The organism is Amycolatopsis kentuckyensis, from assembly GCF_041679295.1.
Lineage (GTDB): Bacteria > Actinomycetota > Actinomycetes > Mycobacteriales > Pseudonocardiaceae > Amycolatopsis > Amycolatopsis kentuckyensis_A.
In genome coordinates this window covers 382,595-398,518 of record NZ_JBGDMD010000001.1, presented here as the reverse complement: position 1 = coordinate 398,518, position 15,924 = coordinate 382,595, and the positions used below count along the sequence as shown (strand labels likewise).

16 protein-coding genes are annotated in these 15,924 nt (G+C 72.5%); 6 read left to right on the top strand and 10 right to left on the bottom strand.

Going from position 1 to position 15,924, the window contains the following annotated elements; translation table 11 throughout:
- Positions 1–83: 83 nt before the first annotated feature.
- Positions 84–752 carry an SGNH/GDSL hydrolase family protein gene (locus ACERZO_RS01750; protein WP_372660552.1) on the top strand — a complete coding sequence of 223 codons (669 nt, stop codon included), beginning with the start codon at positions 84–86 and terminating at the stop codon, positions 750–752.
- 158 nt (positions 753–910) lie between these two features.
- On the opposite strand, the gene ACERZO_RS01745 is transcribed toward ACERZO_RS01750, so the two are convergent.
- From ACERZO_RS01745 to ACERZO_RS01715, 7 genes are read right to left on the bottom strand one after another with little or no spacing between them, the layout of a single operon-like run.
- Positions 911–1,210, bottom strand: a complete 300-nt coding sequence (locus tag ACERZO_RS01745) for an EthD family reductase (protein ID WP_372660549.1) — start codon at positions 1,208–1,210, stop codon at positions 911–913.
- A 43-nt stretch (positions 1,211–1,253) separates the two neighbouring features.
- Positions 1,254–2,405 carry an alpha/beta hydrolase family protein gene (locus ACERZO_RS01740; RefSeq protein ID WP_372660546.1) on the bottom strand — a complete coding sequence of 384 codons (1,152 nt, stop codon included), beginning with the start codon at positions 2,403–2,405 and terminating at the stop codon, positions 1,254–1,256.
- Positions 2,333–3,139, bottom strand: a complete 807-nt coding sequence (locus tag ACERZO_RS01735) for an SDR family NAD(P)-dependent oxidoreductase (protein ID WP_372660543.1) — start codon at positions 3,137–3,139, stop codon at positions 2,333–2,335. The genes ACERZO_RS01740 and ACERZO_RS01735 overlap by 73 nt, the downstream gene beginning before the upstream one ends.
- The gene (locus tag ACERZO_RS01730; RefSeq protein WP_372660541.1) at positions 3,136–4,011 is read right to left on the bottom strand and encodes a fumarylacetoacetate hydrolase family protein; all 876 of its coding nucleotides are present in this window, start codon (positions 4,009–4,011) and stop codon (positions 3,136–3,138) included. Before ACERZO_RS01730 ends, ACERZO_RS01735 begins: the two co-directional genes overlap by 4 nt.
- A complete protein-coding gene (locus ACERZO_RS01725; protein ID WP_372660538.1) occupies positions 4,011–4,937 on the bottom strand; it encodes a VOC family protein in 927 nt (308 codons plus the stop codon). The genes ACERZO_RS01730 and ACERZO_RS01725 overlap by 1 nt, the downstream gene beginning before the upstream one ends.
- Before the next feature lie 24 nt (positions 4,938–4,961).
- Positions 4,962–6,077 (bottom strand): FAD-dependent oxidoreductase, encoded by a 1,116-nt coding sequence (locus ACERZO_RS01720; protein WP_372660535.1) that lies wholly within the window; start codon positions 6,075–6,077, stop codon positions 4,962–4,964.
- A 9-nt stretch (positions 6,078–6,086) separates the two neighbouring features.
- Positions 6,087–7,049 (bottom strand): cyclase family protein, encoded by a 963-nt coding sequence (locus tag ACERZO_RS01715; protein ID WP_372660532.1) that lies wholly within the window; start codon positions 7,047–7,049, stop codon positions 6,087–6,089.
- 83 nt (positions 7,050–7,132) lie between these two features.
- Between ACERZO_RS01715 and ACERZO_RS01710 the strand changes: the two genes are divergently transcribed.
- The 3 genes from ACERZO_RS01710 (at position 7,133) to ACERZO_RS01700 (ending at position 10,161) form a co-directional block, all read left to right on the top strand.
- Positions 7,133–8,056 carry a LysR family transcriptional regulator gene (locus ACERZO_RS01710; protein ID WP_372660529.1) on the top strand — a complete coding sequence of 308 codons (924 nt, stop codon included), beginning with the start codon at positions 7,133–7,135 and terminating at the stop codon, positions 8,054–8,056.
- Positions 8,057–8,151: 95 nt separating this feature from the next.
- The gene (locus ACERZO_RS01705; protein WP_372660526.1) at positions 8,152–9,369 is read left to right on the top strand and encodes an MFS transporter; all 1,218 of its coding nucleotides are present in this window, start codon (positions 8,152–8,154) and stop codon (positions 9,367–9,369) included.
- Positions 9,370–9,498: 129 nt separating this feature from the next.
- Positions 9,499–10,161, top strand: a complete 663-nt coding sequence (locus ACERZO_RS01700) for a lytic polysaccharide monooxygenase auxiliary activity family 9 protein (protein WP_372660524.1) — start codon at positions 9,499–9,501, stop codon at positions 10,159–10,161.
- A gap of 23 nt (positions 10,162–10,184) precedes the next feature.
- On the opposite strand, the gene ACERZO_RS01695 is transcribed toward ACERZO_RS01700, so the two are convergent.
- Positions 10,185–10,757 carry a TetR/AcrR family transcriptional regulator gene (locus ACERZO_RS01695; RefSeq protein WP_372660521.1) on the bottom strand — a complete coding sequence of 191 codons (573 nt, stop codon included), beginning with the start codon at positions 10,755–10,757 and terminating at the stop codon, positions 10,185–10,187.
- Complete coding sequence (locus ACERZO_RS01690; RefSeq protein WP_372660519.1) at positions 10,754–11,476, bottom strand: alpha/beta hydrolase; 723 nt, start codon at positions 11,474–11,476, stop codon at positions 10,754–10,756. Before ACERZO_RS01690 ends, ACERZO_RS01695 begins: the two co-directional genes overlap by 4 nt.
- 128 nt (positions 11,477–11,604) lie before the next feature.
- Between ACERZO_RS01690 and ACERZO_RS01685 the strand changes: the two genes are divergently transcribed.
- Positions 11,605–12,996, top strand: a complete 1,392-nt coding sequence (locus ACERZO_RS01685) for a PLP-dependent cysteine synthase family protein (protein WP_372660516.1) — start codon at positions 11,605–11,607, stop codon at positions 12,994–12,996.
- A gap of 199 nt (positions 12,997–13,195) precedes the next feature.
- Here ACERZO_RS01685 and ACERZO_RS01680 read toward each other — a convergent pair whose 3' ends face one another.
- Positions 13,196–13,549 carry a hypothetical protein gene (locus ACERZO_RS01680; RefSeq protein WP_372660513.1) on the bottom strand — a complete coding sequence of 118 codons (354 nt, stop codon included), beginning with the start codon at positions 13,547–13,549 and terminating at the stop codon, positions 13,196–13,198.
- A gap of 552 nt (positions 13,550–14,101) precedes the next feature.
- On the opposite strand from ACERZO_RS01680, the gene ACERZO_RS01675 reads away from it, so the two are divergent.
- Positions 14,102–15,916 (top strand): arabinofuranosidase catalytic domain-containing protein, encoded by a 1,815-nt coding sequence (locus ACERZO_RS01675; protein ID WP_372660510.1) that lies wholly within the window; start codon positions 14,102–14,104, stop codon positions 15,914–15,916.
- Positions 15,917–15,924: the final 8 nt, after the last annotated feature.

Genomic DNA, 15,924 nt, shown 5'->3' with positions numbered 1-15,924 from the left:
CTCCGCTTACCCGGTCGAACCGCTGCCAAACCGATGCGCGACCGGCTCCGAATGCCGGGGAAACGGGATCAGGAGGGGTGCGCGTGCCGACGTGGACGAGCCGGGTGCTCGACGCCGCCGCCGTCGTACTGCCCGGAATCGGGCGGGTCCGGGCGCAGAAGGAGCCGTTCGCGCGGGCGTGGGAGGAAGCGGGCCGGGCGGCGCTCGCCTCGGACCGGCCGCTGTGGGTGGCGCTCGGCGACTCGATGACGCAGGGCATCGGCGCGGGCACCGTCACGGGGGGCTGGGTCCCGCAGCTGAACGCCCGCCTGGGAGCGCCGTTCGCGGTGCTGAACCTGTCGGCGTCCGGGGCCCGGGTCGCGGACGTCCTCGAGGACCAGCTCCCCCGGCTGCCCGCGCGGGCGGCCTTGGTGACGGTTCTCGTGGGGGCCAACGACATGCTGACGCGGTCCCGGCGCCGCGGGGTCGCGGACGGGTTCGCCCGGCTGCTGGAGGAGCTCCCGCCGGGCCGCTCGGTGGTGGCGACGCTGCCGAGGCGCAACGCGGCGGCCCGGGCGGTCAACGCGCTGATCGACACCGCGGCGGCGGACGGGAAGGTGCGCGTGGCGGACTTGCGAGGGCCGGCGCTGGGCCCGATCCGCGGCACCCTCGCGGACGACTGGTTCCACCCGAACGAGGTCGGCTACGCACGCATCGCGGGCTTGTTCGAAGCCCCGGTCCGCGCGACGGCTCCCCACCACTGCCGAGAGTGACGCGGCGAGGGCGGGCGGGCCGCACGTCGTCCGGCCCGGCGAGCATCCGCCGGACGTACCGCTCGACCGGCCCGTGCCGGCCGCGCACCGGCTCGGGGAACGCGTCGCGCTCGCCGAGCCGGCACCGGACGATCACCGGCCTGGGAAAGAGGGCGGGTTCAGCTGAGCGGGTAGTGGATCAGCTCCACGCCGCCGGAGGCGTAGTTCGGCACGTCGGCGGACACGGCCTTGCCCTCCGGCGAGCCGAGCGCCGCCGCCATGGCCTCGGCCGACTCGAAGTCCGCGTGGAAGACCGCGAAGTACTTGCTCTCACCGGCGAGGGAAGCAACGTCGAAGGAGTACTGCCACGACACCAGCCCCGGGAGCTTCTCGGCCAGCGGCAGGTGCGTCCGGACGTAGTACTCGCGGAAGTGGGCTTCGTCGGCGGGCGGCGGGTAGAGCACGGTGAGGCGGTGCATCGGGGTCCTCTCGGCCGGGTCTGTCTCCCCAGCCTGGCACAGATCACCGGTTCCCGGAGGCCGCGAACGCGTCGGCCACCCAGTCCGCGATGTACGTGCTGACGTGGGGCAGGTGGTCGAGGCCGATGTGCTCGGTCGCGCCCTCCTCCGGGGTGAACACCCGCAGCTCGCGCCGCGGCGAGTTGACCGCCTGCTCGTACGACCGGTGCGCATACTCCAGCGGGATCTGCCGGTCGTGCTCACCGTGGGCGATCAGGAACGGCACCGTGATCTTCTCGACGACGCCGTCGAGGTGGACACCGTCGGCGAACTCGATGAACGCGTCGAGGTCGTCGTGGCCCCACACCCACAGCACGTGCTCCCAGTAGTGCGGCACGGGCCGCTCGCCTTCGCGTTCGAGACGCCGGCGCTGCACCGCGCCCCAGTTGTGGTTCGCGCCCCAGGCGACGCAGAGCGCGAACCGCTTCTCGAACGCCGCCGCGCGGGGCGCGTAGTAGCCGCCGAGCGACCAGCCGGCGATCCCGATCCGGGCGGTGTCCACATCGGACCGCGTCTCGAGCCAGTCCACGGCCGCGCCCGCCCAGGCTTCGGCGTCGATGCGGGCCGTGAGTCCCTGCAGCCGCAACGCTTCCCCGGTGCCGGGCTGGTCGAGCATCAGGCACGAGACGCCGCGGGCGGCCAGCTCCCGCCAGTGGCCCGAGCCGTACATGTGCTCCTTGGTCGAGTCCAGGCCGTTCACCAGCACCACCACCGGCGCCGACGCGCCCGCGGAGCTGAAGTAGGCCGGCAGGGTCGTGCCCTCGTACGGGATCGCCACCCGGGAGACACCGGGATCGCGCAGGGCGAACGACTTCTGGGCGAGGTCGAGGACCCGGCGGTAGGTGGGCAGCCGGTCCGGGTCGGCGTGGGCGAGCATGCGCTCGGCCTGGCAGAGGTAGTTCGTGGCCCGGAAGTACAGTTCGCCGGCGGTGCGGGCGTGGCCGGCCTTCTCGGCTTCTTCGGCTTGGCCGGCGAGCTGGTCGGTCAGCGCGGTCCACGCGCGCAGGAAGTCCGGCGTGCCGGCGTCCGAACCCCGGGCCGCGGCTTCGCGGAGGGGCCGGCAGGCGCGGTCGACCTCGTCGATCAGCCCGCCGCTGTTGAGCGCGGCGACCACGCCGAGGTTCCAGACGTAGTTGCCGGGGAAGTATTCGAACACGGGAAGTCCTTTCGGGTTCGGGCGGCTTCGCTGATCGACTTGACACCGCCGTGCGCGGTCAGGCCGCCGTCGACGGGGATGTCGGCACCGGAGATGAAGGAGGCCGCGTCGCCGATCAGGAACGCGACGAGCGCGGCGACCTCCTCGGCGGTCCCGGTGCGGCCGAGCGGGGTCTCGGCGACGTTCGCGGCCCGGAACCCTGGCGGCGCCGAGGCGGTCATCGGGGTTTCGATGTAGCCGGGGTGCACGGCGTTGACGCGGATGCCGCGGCCGCCCAGTTCGAGGCAAGCCGCTTTGACGAAGCCGCGCAGCGCCCACTTGCTCGCGGTGTAGGCGACCGGGTAGTGCCCGGTCAGCGCGGCGGCCGACCCGGTCACGACGATCGACCCGCCGGCCGGCATCAGCGGCACCACCGCCCGCACCGCGCGCAGCACACCGCCGACGTTGACGTCGTGCACGTGGGCCAGCTCGGCGGCGTCCAGCTCGTCGAGCCGGGCCCGCCAGGTGACGCCCGCGGTCGCGACGAGCCCGTCGACCCGCTCCAGGCTCGCCGCGAGTGCGGCCCAGCCGGCGTCGTCGGTGACGTCGAACCGGTGGTGCTCGACGCCGGGCAGGCCGGGGTCTCCGGCGCGGTCGACGCCGAGCACCCTCGCGCCGTCCGCGGCCAGCCGCCGCGCGGTCGCCGCGCCGATGCCCTGGGCCGCGCCGGTGACGACCACGACCTCGCCGGTCACCGCGACCGCCGTCGCGCCGGGCGGACCGGCGGCAGCTCGACGCCGGGGACGACCGTGTTCCGGATCGTCCCGATGCCCTCGACCGTCATCTCCACGACGTCGCCCGGCCGCAGTGGTGCACGCGTACTGCCACGACTCCACAACTCGGCGAGGCAGCCGCCGTTGCCGCACGTACCGGACCCCAGGACGTCGCCGGGCCGGGTGCGGGTGCCGCGGGCGGCGTAGGCGGCCAGTTCCTCGAACGGCCAGCCCATGGTGGACAGCAGGTCGTGACCGACCTCCTCGCCGTTGACCGAGACCCGCATGTCCAGCCGGAGAAAGCCGTCGGTGTCCCGGTAGGACTCGAGTTCGTCGGCCGTGACGAGCCACGGGCCGAGCGTCGTGGCGGAATCCTTGCCCTTGGCGGGGCCGAGGTTGACCTTCATCTCGCGGCGCTGGAGGTCGCGGGCGGACCAGTCGTTGAGGATCGTGTAGCCGAAGATCCCGTCGGTGCCCAGGACGGCGGCGACCTCCAGCTCGAAGTCGAACCGCCGCGAGCCCGGCGGGATCGGCACGTCGTCGTGCGCGCCGATCAGGGCGGCCGGGTTGGTGAAGTAGAACGTCGGCGCCTCGTACCACTCCGGTGGCACGGACCCGGGCGCGACCATGGCCTCGACGTGCGCCTCGAAGGCGACGAAGTCCCGGACGCTCGGCGGCTCGAGCGGCGGCAGCAGCCGCACCTCGGCCAACGGCACCGCCGGGCCACCGGGGACGGCCGGCCCGCCGCGGACCAGGTCGAGCACGGTCACCCCGGCCGGGAACGCGTGGACGACGTCGCCGGAGACGACGCCCGCGTGCACGGTTCCGCCGTGCTCGTAGGTGGCGAGGCGCATCAGACCGGCGGGGCCGCGAACAGGCCCTGGTCCGGGTCGTTGAACGACCGCCGCGCGACGAACTCGTTCATCGCGTTCGCCGTGCCCCACTGGTCGGACACCTCGGGGTCGCTGAAGTCGTACAGGTGCGGGTGCCAGGTGTCCTCGTCGACGTGCTCCAGCTCGGTGGTGTACTCCACCGTGTTGCCGTGCGGGTCGAGGAAGTAGCTGAAGGTGTTGTTGCCCGCCAGGTGCCGGCCCGGGCCCCAGATCTTCTCGACGCCCGCGCGCAGCAGCCGGCCGGTGCCGCGCAGGTACTCGTCGAGGCCGCGCAGCTCGAACGACACGTGGTGCAGCGACGGGTGCGGGCAGCGCGCGATGGCCATGCTGTGGTGCCACGAGTTCACCCGCAGGAACCACATCATCTCGCCCATCCGCGGGTGCGTCAGGATGTCCGACAGCCGGAACCCCAGGTGCTTCTCGTAGAACGCCCGCGTGGCTTCGGGGTTCGCCGAGTTGATCACCACGTGGGAGAGGCGGACCGGCACGGACTCGCCGGCCTCGATCTTGCGGTGCGCGCGGACCGCGACCTCCGCGCTGATCTCGATGGTCCGGCCTTCGTTGTCGAAGAACCGGAACCCGTAGCCCCCGCCGGGGGTGTGCAGGGCGCGGGGTTCGTGGACGAGGGTGACGCCGCCGGTGGCCAGCCGGGCGGCGAGGGTGTCGACGCCGGCCGCGGTGGCGACGCCGAACGCGATCAGGTCGATGCGCTTGTCGCCGGCCTGGCGCAGCCGCACGACGTACTGCTCGGGCGAGCCCTCGGCGGCGAGGAAGGCGACGCCGGAGTCGGTGTGCTCGGTCTTCAGGCCCCACGCGCCGGTGTAGAAGTCCCGCTGACGGGCGAGGTCCGGCACGGCGAGGTCGACGTGCCGCAGGTGGGTGATCATCTCGGTCTCCTCCGGAAGGGAAGGTCAGGCGGGCTGGGTGACGAGGGCGGCGATCCGGGCCATCAGCCCGGGGACGTCACCGGGCACGCGGTCCACAAGCCACTGTCCCAATTGGACGGACGCGGCGACGACCTCGGCCGCCCGCGCGTACCGGCGCTCGGTGAACGCGGTCCAGAGATCATCGTCGAGGGTGTCCGCCGCGAGCAGCAGCTCGGTCAGCACCGCGGCGTCTTCGAGGGCCTGGGCGCCGCCCTGGGCGAGGGTGGGCGGGCAGGAGTGCGCGGCGTCGCCGATGAGCACGACCCGGCCGCGGTGCCACGGCGGCGGCAGGACGTGCGTCTCGAACCACGTGTAGTTGACCCGGGCCGGGTCGGTCAACGTGGCGCGGATGTCGTCCCACGGCCCGTGGTAGGCCGCCGCGAGTTCGCGCATGGTCGCGAGTTGCTCGCCGGGTGACAGGCCGCTGCGGTCCTGGGCGTCCTCGACGAGGTAGGCGTAGAGGGAATCCGGGCCGGTCGGGCAGAACCCCGCGATGTAGCTCGGGCCGCCGTAACAGATTTCGGTGCGTGTCACCGACTCCGGACGCGGCCCGGACGCCCGCCAGATTCCCATCCCGGTCGGCTGGGGCTCCCGCTCGACGCCCAGCAGGCGCCGGACGGCCGAGCGGACCCCGTCGGCACCGACGACCAGGTCGTAGTGGCCGGTCGAGCCGTCGGAGAAGGTGACGCTCCCGTCCGGGGCGACGGCGGTGACCGTGTACCCCCAGCGCACCTTCACCCCGGCCGAGACGGCGCGCTCGGCGAGGATCCGGGCCAGGTCCGGGCGCGGCATGCCGAGCGCCGCCGGCAGGTCGGCTCCGCCGGTGCGGGCGTCGGGGAACTCCGCGAGCAGGCTGCCGTCCGGGGCACGCAGGCCCACGCTGTCGAAGCCGTATCCCTTCTCCCGGACGCTTTCCCACACGCCGAGCCCGCGGAGTTCCCGCAACGCGTTGCCTTGCAGGGTGATGCCGGAGCCGAGGGCGGTGACGTCCGGCTTGAGCTCGACGAGGTCGACCGCGACGCCGTGGCCGGCGAGGTGGATCGCGGTCGCGGCGCCGGCGAGGCCGCTGCCGACCACGAGGACGGTGTGCACGGCGGGCATGGGGACTCCTCACTTGACGGCGATCGGGGCGACGGGCGCGCCGACCGCGCCGGTCACGGGCAGCGGGTCGGCGGTCAGCCAGAACTCGTAGCGGCCGTCTTCCGCGCAGTCCGCGGCGAGCGCGTCGAGGTCCCACATCTCGCCGAGGAACAGCCCGAGGTGCGGGATCGCGACCTGGTGCAGCGGCTGGAAGGCGTCGTCGAACTCGTTGGGCCGGACCTCGAACCCCCACGTGTCAGTGGCGATCGCGGCGATTTCGGTGCGGTGCAGCCAGTCCGCGGTGGTGAACGACAGGCCCGGGGCGGGCCCGCCGGCGTAGTCGCCCCAGCCGTCGCGCCGAGCCCGGGTGAGCCGGCCGGTCCGCACCAGGAGCAGGTCGCCGCGGCCGACCCGGGCGGTTTCCCCTTGCGCCGCCTGGGTTTCTTCGAGGTGGGCGACGGTGATCGCGAACCCGTCCGGCAGTTCGCCATCGGTGCCGAGCGCACGGCCGACGTCGAGCAGCACACCGCGTCCGGCGATCCGGCCGGCTGTCGTCTCGATCCCGGTGACCTGGTCGCCTTCGCTGGTCACGACGTCCCCGGCGCGCCGGCCGTTCCACGCGACACCGTGGTCGAAGATGTGGCCGAGCCCGTCCCACTGGGTCGAGGCCTGCAGCGGCATGAACACGACGTCGTCCGCGCCGCCGATCCCGTGCGGGAAGCCCTGGGTGCCGCGCTCGGCGTCCAGGCCGGTGTCGAGCATGGTGTGCACCGGGTTGGTGCGGCGGCGCCAGCCTTTCTGCGGCCCGTTCGCGTCGAACCGCTGGGCCAGCGGGAAACTCGCGCCGCGCCGGACGAGCGCGGCCCCTTCGCGGCGCTTGGCGTCGTCGAGGAAGTTCAATGTGCCGAGGACGTCGTCGGCGCCCCAACGGCCCCAGTTGGAACAGCGCTTGGCTGCGGCGGCGATCGCGGCTTCGGGATCGGTGCGGTCCATGCGCCCACCGTCCGGTACCGGGCGACATCAGGGAAGACGAAATACCCTATGCGCGATATCACCGCGATGGATAACCTGAGGTCGTGAACCTGGCGAGCCTGGACCTGAATCTGCTGGTGACGCTCGACGCGTTGCTCGAACACCGCAGCGTGAGCCGGGCCGCCAAGCAGATCGGCCTCAGCCAGCCCGCGGTCTCCGCGCAGCTGGCGAGGCTGCGCCGGCACTTCGGCGACGAACTGCTGGCCCGCCACGGCAACCAGTACCGCCCCACCCCGCTGGCCGTCCAGCTGCGTGGCCGCGTGCAAACGGCGGTGAACGGCGTGGAGCGCGTCTTCGCCGCCGAGCCGGACTTCGACCCGGCGACCACCTCCCGTGAGTTCTCCCTCGCCATGACCGACTACGGCGTCGCGGTCCTCGGCTCCCCGCTGGCCGCCGCCTTGGCCCAGGAGGCACCCGGCGCGCGCGTACGGTTCATCGCCAACACCCCGGCCGTCGTCGACAACGCCCGCCAGGTACTCACCGGCATCGACCTGCTGGTCCTGCCACACGGCTTCCTCGAGGGCCTCCCGCACCAGGACCTCCACCGCGACGACTGGGTCTGCCTGGTCGACGCCGGGCACCCGGCGGTGGCGCACGGGCTGACGGTGGAGCAGCTGCGGGCCATGCCGTGGGTGGTCACCTACCACAGCCCGACCGCGTCGACCCCGGTCGTGCGGCAGATGCGGATGCTCGGCATCGAACCGCACGTCCAGGTCGTCACGGAGAACTTCCTGACCGTCCCGGGCCTCGTCGCCGGCACCGGCCGGGTCGCGCTGCTGCAGCGACGGCTCGCCGAGCGCATCCCGGCCGACACGAACGTGCGGGCGCTGGCCTGTCCCTTCGACGCCGACCCGCTGCTCGAGGCGGTCTGGTGGCACCCGATGTACGAGCACGATCCCGAGCACCGGTACCTCCGCGACCTGCTGACGCGGATCGCCGCCGGCGTCACCGGGCATCCACCGCGCTGATACCGCGCTTCGCCAGAAGTGATTTCCGCTCCCTCACCGCGGAATTCATGCTTTCGGCACCTTCCCTGGACCAACGACGGAATTCAGGTGCCGAAATGTTCGAAAGCCCAGCCGTGAACCTGTCACCGGCCGCCTCGTCCACCGACCGCTCCCCCGGGCTGGTCCAGTTGGTCCTGCTGCTCGCCGGCAGCTGCCTGTCCGTGCTCGGCGCCGTCCTCATCGCGCCGGTGCTGCCGCAGCTGACGCGGGCGTTCGCCGCGACGCCCGGCGCCGAGGTGCTCGTGCCGATCGTGCTGACCGCCCCGGCGCTGCTGATCGGGCTCACGGCGCCGTTCGCCGGCGTCGTCGCCGACCGGATCGACCGGAAACGCCTGCTGCTGCTGGCGATGCTCGCCTACTCCGTGTTCGGCACGGCGCCGCTCTACCTGGGTTCACTCGGCGCGATCCTCGCCAGCCGCGTGCTGGTCGGGCTGTGCGAGGGCGCGATCATGACCTGCTGCACCACGTTGATCGGCGACTACTGGTCCGGCGCGCGCCGGGCGCGGTACCTCGGCCTGCAGACGCTGGTCGCCACCTTGTCGGCGACGGTGTTCCTGGCGCTCGGCGGTGTGCTCGGCGCGTCGGGCTGGCGGACGCCGTTCTGGCTGTACGTCGTCGCCGCGCCCCTGGCGATCCCGATGGCGCTCAAGCTGTGGCAGCCGCGGCGGCGGTCCACGCCCGGGCACCTGGCGAAACTCCCCTGGCGGCAGCTCGCGGCGCCTTGTCTCGTCACGCTTTTCGGCGGGATCGTCTTCTACGCGCTCATCGTCGAACTGTCCTTTGTGCTCACCGGCGTCGGCGTGGCCTCGACCGGCGCGATCGGCGCGGTCTCCGCGATCATGTCGCTGGCCACGGCCGGCGGGGCGATCGCGTTCGGCCGCCTGGCCGGGAAGCCGCCCCGGGTCCTGCTGCCGGTCGAGTTCGGTTTCGCGGCCGCCGGTCTGCTCCTGGTGTTCGCGACGGCGTCGCCGGTCGTCATCACGCTCGGCGCGGTGCTCACCGGGTTCGGCACCGGCATGCTGCTGCCGACCCTGCTGACGTGGGCGGTCAACCGGCTTTCGTTCGACCAGCGCGGCCGCGGCACCGGCCTGTGGACGGGGGCGCTGTTCCTCGGCGAGTTCGCCTGCCCGCTCGCACTGGCCGCGATCAGCGGGGGCGCCGGCGGGCTGCCGGGCGCGCTCGCCGTCCTGGGGATCGCGACCGCGCTCGCCGGCGTGCTGACCGCGCTCACCCCGCGCCGCCACGACCGGCCGCTCGACGCGACCGAGCACTGACGGGAGGAACAGTCCCACCATCCGGCTTTACTGTTGGTTGAACTTTTGCCGGACGACCGATAAGCTGCCGAGCACGCTGGGAGCGCTCCCATGGATCACCACGCTCATCCCGAGAATGGAGGCCCATTCATGCGTATGCGCAGCAGCTCCAGGTCCGGCACCCGCCGGCGGAGCGTCCTCACCCTGATCGTCGGCACCCTCGCCGGACTGCTCGTCTGGGTCCCGGCGGCGTCCGCGCACGGCACCATCGTCGGCCCCGCCACCCGCGCCTACCAGTGCTGGTCGGACTGGGGCAGCCAGCACACGAACCCGGCCATGCAGCAGCAGGACCCCATGTGCTGGCAGGCTTTCCAGGCCAACGCCGACACCATGTGGAACTGGATGAGCGCGCTGCGGGACGGGCTCAAGGGCAACTTCCAGGGCGCGACCCCGGACGGCCAGCTCTGCAGCAACGCCCTTTCCCGCAACAACTCCCTGAACACCCCCGGCTCGTGGCGCACCACCAGCCTCGGCAGCAGTTTCTCGATGCACCTGTACGACCAGGCCAGCCACGGCGCCGACTACCTCCGGGTCTACATCAGCAAGAACGGGTTCGACCCGACCACCCAGCGCCTCGGGTGGGGCAACCTGGACTTCATCACCCAGACCGGCAAGTACGCCCCCGCCAAGGACATCACCTTCAACGTCCAGACGTCCGGCTCGTACCGGGGACACCACGTCGTGTTCACGATCTGGCAGGCTTCGCACCAGGACCAGACCTACATGTGGTGCAGTGACGTGAACTTCGGTTGACGGATCCGGTCCGGCGCCCCGCCTCAGGGGCGCCGGACCGCCAGTCCGTTCACCAGCAGCCGCACGAGGTGGCGCGCGTCGTAGCCCTTCGTGCTGCCCGCGCAGAGGCTTCCCACACCGCGCATCAGTTCGTACGCGTCCTGACCCGGGTTGATCTCCCCCGCCTCGGCGGCCGCCTCGAGCAGCTCGGTGCACACCGGGCCGAGCCGCTCCAGGAAGTACGCGTGCAGCGGGTCGTAGCACGCTTCGTCGGACTGCAGCACCGACGCGAGCCCCTGCTTGGTGATGACGAAGTCGACGAACCGGTCGATCCACTTCGTCAGGGCATCGTGCGGTCCCGGCTCGGCCGCCAGCAACGCCGGGCCGGCTTCGGCCAGGGACTCCACCTGCAGCCGGTACACCGCGAGGATCAGGTCCGCCCGGGTCGGGTAGTGGCGGTAGATGGTCGCCGTGCCCACGCCGGCCCGCGCGGCGATCTCCCGGATCGGCGCCTCGACCCCCGACGTCACGAACACCGCGGCGGCGGCCTCGAGGACGTTCGACGCGTTGCGCCGAGCGTCCGCGCGTTGCGGGGCCGCCGCACGGGAATCCGTCACACCGGCATGCTAACCCGAAGGTCGAGCAGCATCCCGGCGAGCTCGGCGGGCGCGGTGATCATGCAGTCGTGCCCGGTGGCCAGCTCCCGCACGTCCGCGGGCTCGCCGTTCGGCTGCACGGCGGGCACCGGGCGCCGGTCGAAGCCTTCGGGTTTCACCGTGCAGTGGATATGAGTGCGCGGGATCGCGGCGAGCGCGGGGTGGTCCATCGCGACGGGCTCTTCGAGGCAGCGGATCGACTGGTCGGACAGCATGGTGCGCACCCACGCGACGTCGCCGGGATCGGTGACCCCGAACAGCCCGAACGGCGCGGGGAACTCGGGCAGCGGGGGCACCCGCCAGTCCGCTCCGAGCATGGTCCGCGTGGCCGGCATGACGTCGAGCGCGTTCTCGCCGTGGGTGGGCACCATCGCGTCGAGGTAGACCAGCCGCGCGACGCGCTCGGGCACCTGGTTCGCCACCGCGGAGATGACCAGGCCGGCGTAGCTGTGCCCGACCAGCACGACGTCCCGCAGGTCCTCGTCTTCGAGCAGCCGCACGACGTCGGCGGTGTGCGTGCCGAGCCCGACGTCGGGACTCAGCAGGTGCGCGGTCTCGCCGTAGCCGGTCAGCGTCGGGGTGAACACCCGCCGGCCGCTCGCCGCCAGCAGCGGGACGACCCGCGCCCAGGCCTGGCCGGTGTGCCAGGCCCCGTGGACCAGTACGTACGTCACCGTCATGACCGCTCATTTCTTCAAGTGGGACATTGTCCCGGTTAACATACGGGACGATGTCCCACTTAGCCAACACGGGGGGTCTGGCACGCTGGCGAGGGACAGTTGTGAAGGACCGACCCGAGGGAGCGCGCGTGGCAGCCGAAGATCCCGCCGAAATCGAGGCGTTCGACTCCGTGCTCGACGCGATCGGCGGCACCCCGCTGATCCGGCTGGCCCGGATCGCGCCGCCGGGCGGGCCGCGCGTGTACGTCAAGGCCGAGTTCCTGAACCCCGGCGGCAGCGTCAAGGACCGGGCGGCGCTGGCGATGGTGCTCGACGCGGAACGCTCGGGCGCGCTCGCCCCCGGCGGGCTCATCGTCGAAGGCACGTCGGGCAACACCGGCATCGGGCTGGCGATCGTGGCCGCCCAGCTCGGGTACCGGCTGGCCGTCGTGGTGCCCGACAAGACCAGCCGCGAGAAGATCGCGATCCTGCGCGCGTACGGCGCCGAGGTGGTGACCACGCCCGGGACGGTGCCGCGCGAAGACCCGGCGCACGTCCGGCAGCTCGCCCGGCGGATCGCCGAGGAGCGCGGCGGCTGGCTCGCCGACCAGTACGACAACCCGGCCAACCCGGCCGCCCACCGCGAGACGACCGGACCCGAGATCTGGCGCCAGACCGGCGGCCGGCTCACCCATTTCGTCGCCGGGATCGGCACCGGCGGGACGATCAGCGGCGCCGGCGCGTACCTGAAGGAGGTCAGCGGCGGCCGGGTGCGGGTGGTCGGCGCGGATCCCGAGCACTCGGTCTACTCCGGCGGCGACGGCAGCCCGTACCTGGTCGAGAGCATCGGGCACTACCGGCACCCGGACACCGCCGAGGACCTGTGGCCGCGCTCGTACCACCTCGACGTCGTCGACCAGGTCGTGCCGGTCGGCGACCGGGAGTCGATCCTGGTCACCCGGCGGCTGGCGCGGGAAGAGGGGCTGCTGCTGGGCGCTTCGGCCGGGACCGCGGTGGCGGTGGCGCTGCGGGTCGCCGCCGGGCTGTCCCCGGACGACGTGGTCGTCGTCGTGGTCCCGGATTCCGGCCGGTCGTACCTGTCGAAGTACTACGACGACGGGTGGCTGGACCGCCTCGGCCTGCCCGTCGAGCACGCGGGCGAAACGACGGTCGCCGAAGTCGTCGGTCCCCTGCCGGCGGCGGCGCCCGGCCTGCCGGAAACGGCGACGGTCGCGGAAGCGCTCGCTTCGGCCGAGGGGCACGTGGTCCGGCCGGTCGGCCTCAGGCCGTCACCGGAACCGCCGTCGGTCGTGGAGGTGACGGGCGCGGTGGACATCGCCGAACTCCGCCGGGCGGTCGACGCGGGCGTCGCCGGGCCGGACGACCCGATCACCGCGTACGTCAGCGGCACGCTGCCGGCCGTCGGGCTCGGTGAGACCCGGGCCGCGGCCGCGGAGCGCCTCGGTGGGCACGAGGCGGCTTGGCTGCTGTCCGACGGGCGGGTCGTCGGAGCCGTCCACAAAGGACAGCTGGAGCCGTAGCCGGCCGGGAGTGGGGCCGGCTCGTGGCCGGCCCCACCCTGGCCGGCGAACACCCGACGCCGCGGCGTGCCCGGGACGGGGAACCGGAGTGTGCAGCTCGCTCCCTGTTCCGGGCACGCAGTACGACGTCCGGCGCCACGCCGGGTTCCGCGCCAGGGCCGGCTTCCGCACACACAACGGGCGGCCGCGGCGCGGGGACTCAGTTGTCCTGGCTGGTGCCGCCGTCGGCGATGGCCCCGGACGCGCAGTTCTCCGGGTTCTCGCCGCTGGCCTCGCTCCCGCCCGGCGACAGGATCGGCACGCCGATGCCGTTGAGGGAGTTCTGGACCGGGACCTGGACGCCCAGCACGTTGACGTTGTTGTCGCAGATGCCCGGGGTGACGTTCAGGTTGTGCAGCGCGTCGGTGTTGCTCAGGTTCAGCAGGCCGAGCTGGCTGCTGTGGTCGTGGCCGTGGTGACCGTGGTGGTCCGGCGTACCGGCGGCCGCGACGCCGCCGGCCAGGAAAGCGCCAGCGGCCGTGGCGGCCACGACGATACCGAGCTTCTTCAGCATGGGAACTCCTCGAGTAGACGTACGAAACGACCGGGACCGCGACAAGGTGTGTTAGCCGTCCCGGATGGGGGAAACGTACTGAAAAATGCCGTTCGGTTCCGCGCGGAACCACCATCGTGTGCGCCGCGGAAGCCGCTGACCGGGGACCGGGTGCCCCGATGGGTTGATTCCGGCGTGCTCTCCCGGAAACCGGTTCGCACAGTTGTTCAGAAGCCTGCCACCCGGAAACGACGGCGAGTCGGGTGGCACTTTGAAGCGAATCGCCCGCGGCGGTGGTCCGGCACGCAATTTTCCGCCCGGCGGAATTCCCGGGACCGGTTCTTCCGGCAAAAGAGCGAAAACGGATTCGCCTGCCGCGGCGCCACCGGTCGCGTCCGGGCCGCCGGTAGGCCGTCCGGTGGTGGACTGGACCACCCCGTTGACACGGCCGAGAACCCGGACCTACCCTTCCCCCATCCCGATCGCTCCCCCGCGCCACCCTTCTCTCCCGGAAATACAACGTTGTAAAAATCCGCCCGGGTCGTCGACCTGCGGCTCGAGAGTGAGGTCCCCGTGCCCCGCGCCGCCGGTCGAAGCCTGCTCACCGCCCTCCTGCTCGTCCTCGGAACCGTGCTCGGCCCGATCGCCCCCGCGCAGGCCGCCGGCCCGCTGCCGTGCGACATCTACGGATCCGCCGGCACCGCCTGCGTCGCCGCGCACAGCACCACCCGTGCCCTCTACGCGGCCTACGGCGGCGCGCTCTACCGCGTGCAGCGCGCGTCCGACCGGGCCGAAACGGACATCGGGCTGCTCGCGGCGGGCGGGTACGCCAACGCCGCCGCGCAGGACTCCTTCTGCGCGGGGACTTCGTGCACCATCACCGTCATCTACGACCAGTCGCCGCGGCACAACGACCTCACCGTCGAAGGCCCGGGCACCGCCGGCGGGCAGGACGTCGCCGCGAACGCGGCCGCCCTGCCGGTCACCGCCGGCGGGCACAAGGTCTACGGCGTCTACGTCTCCCCCGGCACCGGCTACCGGCACTACGTCGGCGCCGGCGTCGCGCGCGACGGCCAGCCCGAAGGCATGTACATGGTCGCCAGCGGCACGCACGTCAACGGCGGCTGCTGCTTCGACTACGGCAACGTCGAGGCGCAGATCGCCGACACCGGCAACGGCCACATGGACGCGGTGAACCTCGGCACCACCTGCTACTTCCCGCCCTGCACCGGAATCGGGCCGTGGGTCGCGGGCGACCTCGAGAACGGCCTGTTCCAGGGCAACCGCTCCAACACCGCCAACCGCGGCAACGCCACGCCGTTCGTCACCGCGCTGCTGAAGAACAACGGCCAGACCACCTTCGCGCTCAAGGGCGGCAACTCCCAGAGCGGCGGGCTCACCACCTGGTACAACGGCACGCTGCCCTCGGGCGGGTACACGCCGATGCACCAGGAGGGCTCGATCGTGCTCGGCACCGGCGGCGACAACAGCAACGCCTCCATCGGCTCGTTCTTCGAGGGCGTGATGACCGCGGGCTACCCGACCGACGCGGCGGACGACGCCGTCCAGGCCGATGTGGTCTCCGTCGGCTACGCGGGCAGCACCGGGACTCCGCCGTACGCGGCCACGGTTTCCGGGCCCGGCGGCAAGTGCCTCGACGTCAACGGCGACGACACCGGCGGCAACGGCACCGCCGTGCAGCTGTGGGACTGCCAGCCGAACGCGGCCGACCAGCACTGGGCGCACAACGCGGACTCGTCACTGTCCACTGTGGGCCGCTGCCTCGACGTCAACGGCAACGGCACGGCCAACGGCACCCAGGTCGAGCTCTGGGACTGCAACGGCGTCGGCGGCCAGAAGTGGGTGCAGCAGGCCGACGGTTCCCTGCGCAACCCGCAGTCCGGCCGCTGCCTCGACTCCCCCGACGGCGCCACCGCCAACGGCACGCGCCTGCGGATCTGGGACTGCAACGGCTCGGCGGCGCAGAAGTTCTCCGTCACCGGCGGCGGGCCGGTCACCGGCCCCGGCGGGAAGTGCGTCGACGTGGCCGGCGACGACCACGGGGTGAACGGGACCGCGGTGCAGCTGTGGGACTGCCAGTCCTTCGCCGTCGACCAGCACTGGTTCCACCTTTCCGGCGGCGCCCTGCGCACCTTGGGCCGCTGCCTCGACATCAACGGCAACGGGACGGCCAACGGCACCCAGGTCGAGCTGTGGGACTGCAACGGCGTCGGCGGCCAGGGGTGGACGCAGCAGGCCGACGGCTCGCTGCGCAACCCGCAGTCCGGCCGCTGCCTCGACTCCCCCAACGGCGCCACCGCCAACGGCACCCGCCTGCAGATCTGGGACTGCAACGGCTCGGCGGCGCAGAAGTTCGCGTTGCTCTGACCCCGGAT

Excerpts from the sequence above, each read along its gene's own strand:
- ACERZO_RS01725 (WP_372660538.1), bottom strand. The coding sequence starts at position 4,937 with ATGATCACCCACCTGCGGCACGTCGACCTCGCCGTGCCGGACCTCGCC.
- ACERZO_RS01705 (WP_372660526.1), top strand. The coding sequence starts at position 8,152 with ATGTTCGAAAGCCCAGCCGTGAACCTGTCACCGGCCGCCTCGTCCACC.
- ACERZO_RS01745 (WP_372660549.1), bottom strand. The coding sequence starts at position 1,210 with ATGCACCGCCTCACCGTGCTCTACCCGCCGCCCGCCGACGAAGCCCAC.
- ACERZO_RS01730 (WP_372660541.1), bottom strand. The coding sequence starts at position 4,011 with ATGCGCCTCGCCACCTACGAGCACGGCGGAACCGTGCACGCGGGCGTC.
- ACERZO_RS01700 (WP_372660524.1), top strand. The coding sequence starts at position 9,499 with ATGCGTATGCGCAGCAGCTCCAGGTCCGGCACCCGCCGGCGGAGCGTC.
- ACERZO_RS01715 (WP_372660532.1), bottom strand. The coding sequence starts at position 7,049 with ATGGACCGCACCGATCCCGAAGCCGCGATCGCCGCCGCAGCCAAGCGC.
- ACERZO_RS01720 (WP_372660535.1), bottom strand. The coding sequence starts at position 6,077 with ATGCCCGCCGTGCACACCGTCCTCGTGGTCGGCAGCGGCCTCGCCGGC.
- ACERZO_RS01680 (WP_372660513.1), bottom strand. The coding sequence starts at position 13,549 with ATGCTGAAGAAGCTCGGTATCGTCGTGGCCGCCACGGCCGCTGGCGCT.
- ACERZO_RS01690 (WP_372660519.1), bottom strand. The coding sequence starts at position 11,476 with ATGACGGTGACGTACGTACTGGTCCACGGGGCCTGGCACACCGGCCAG.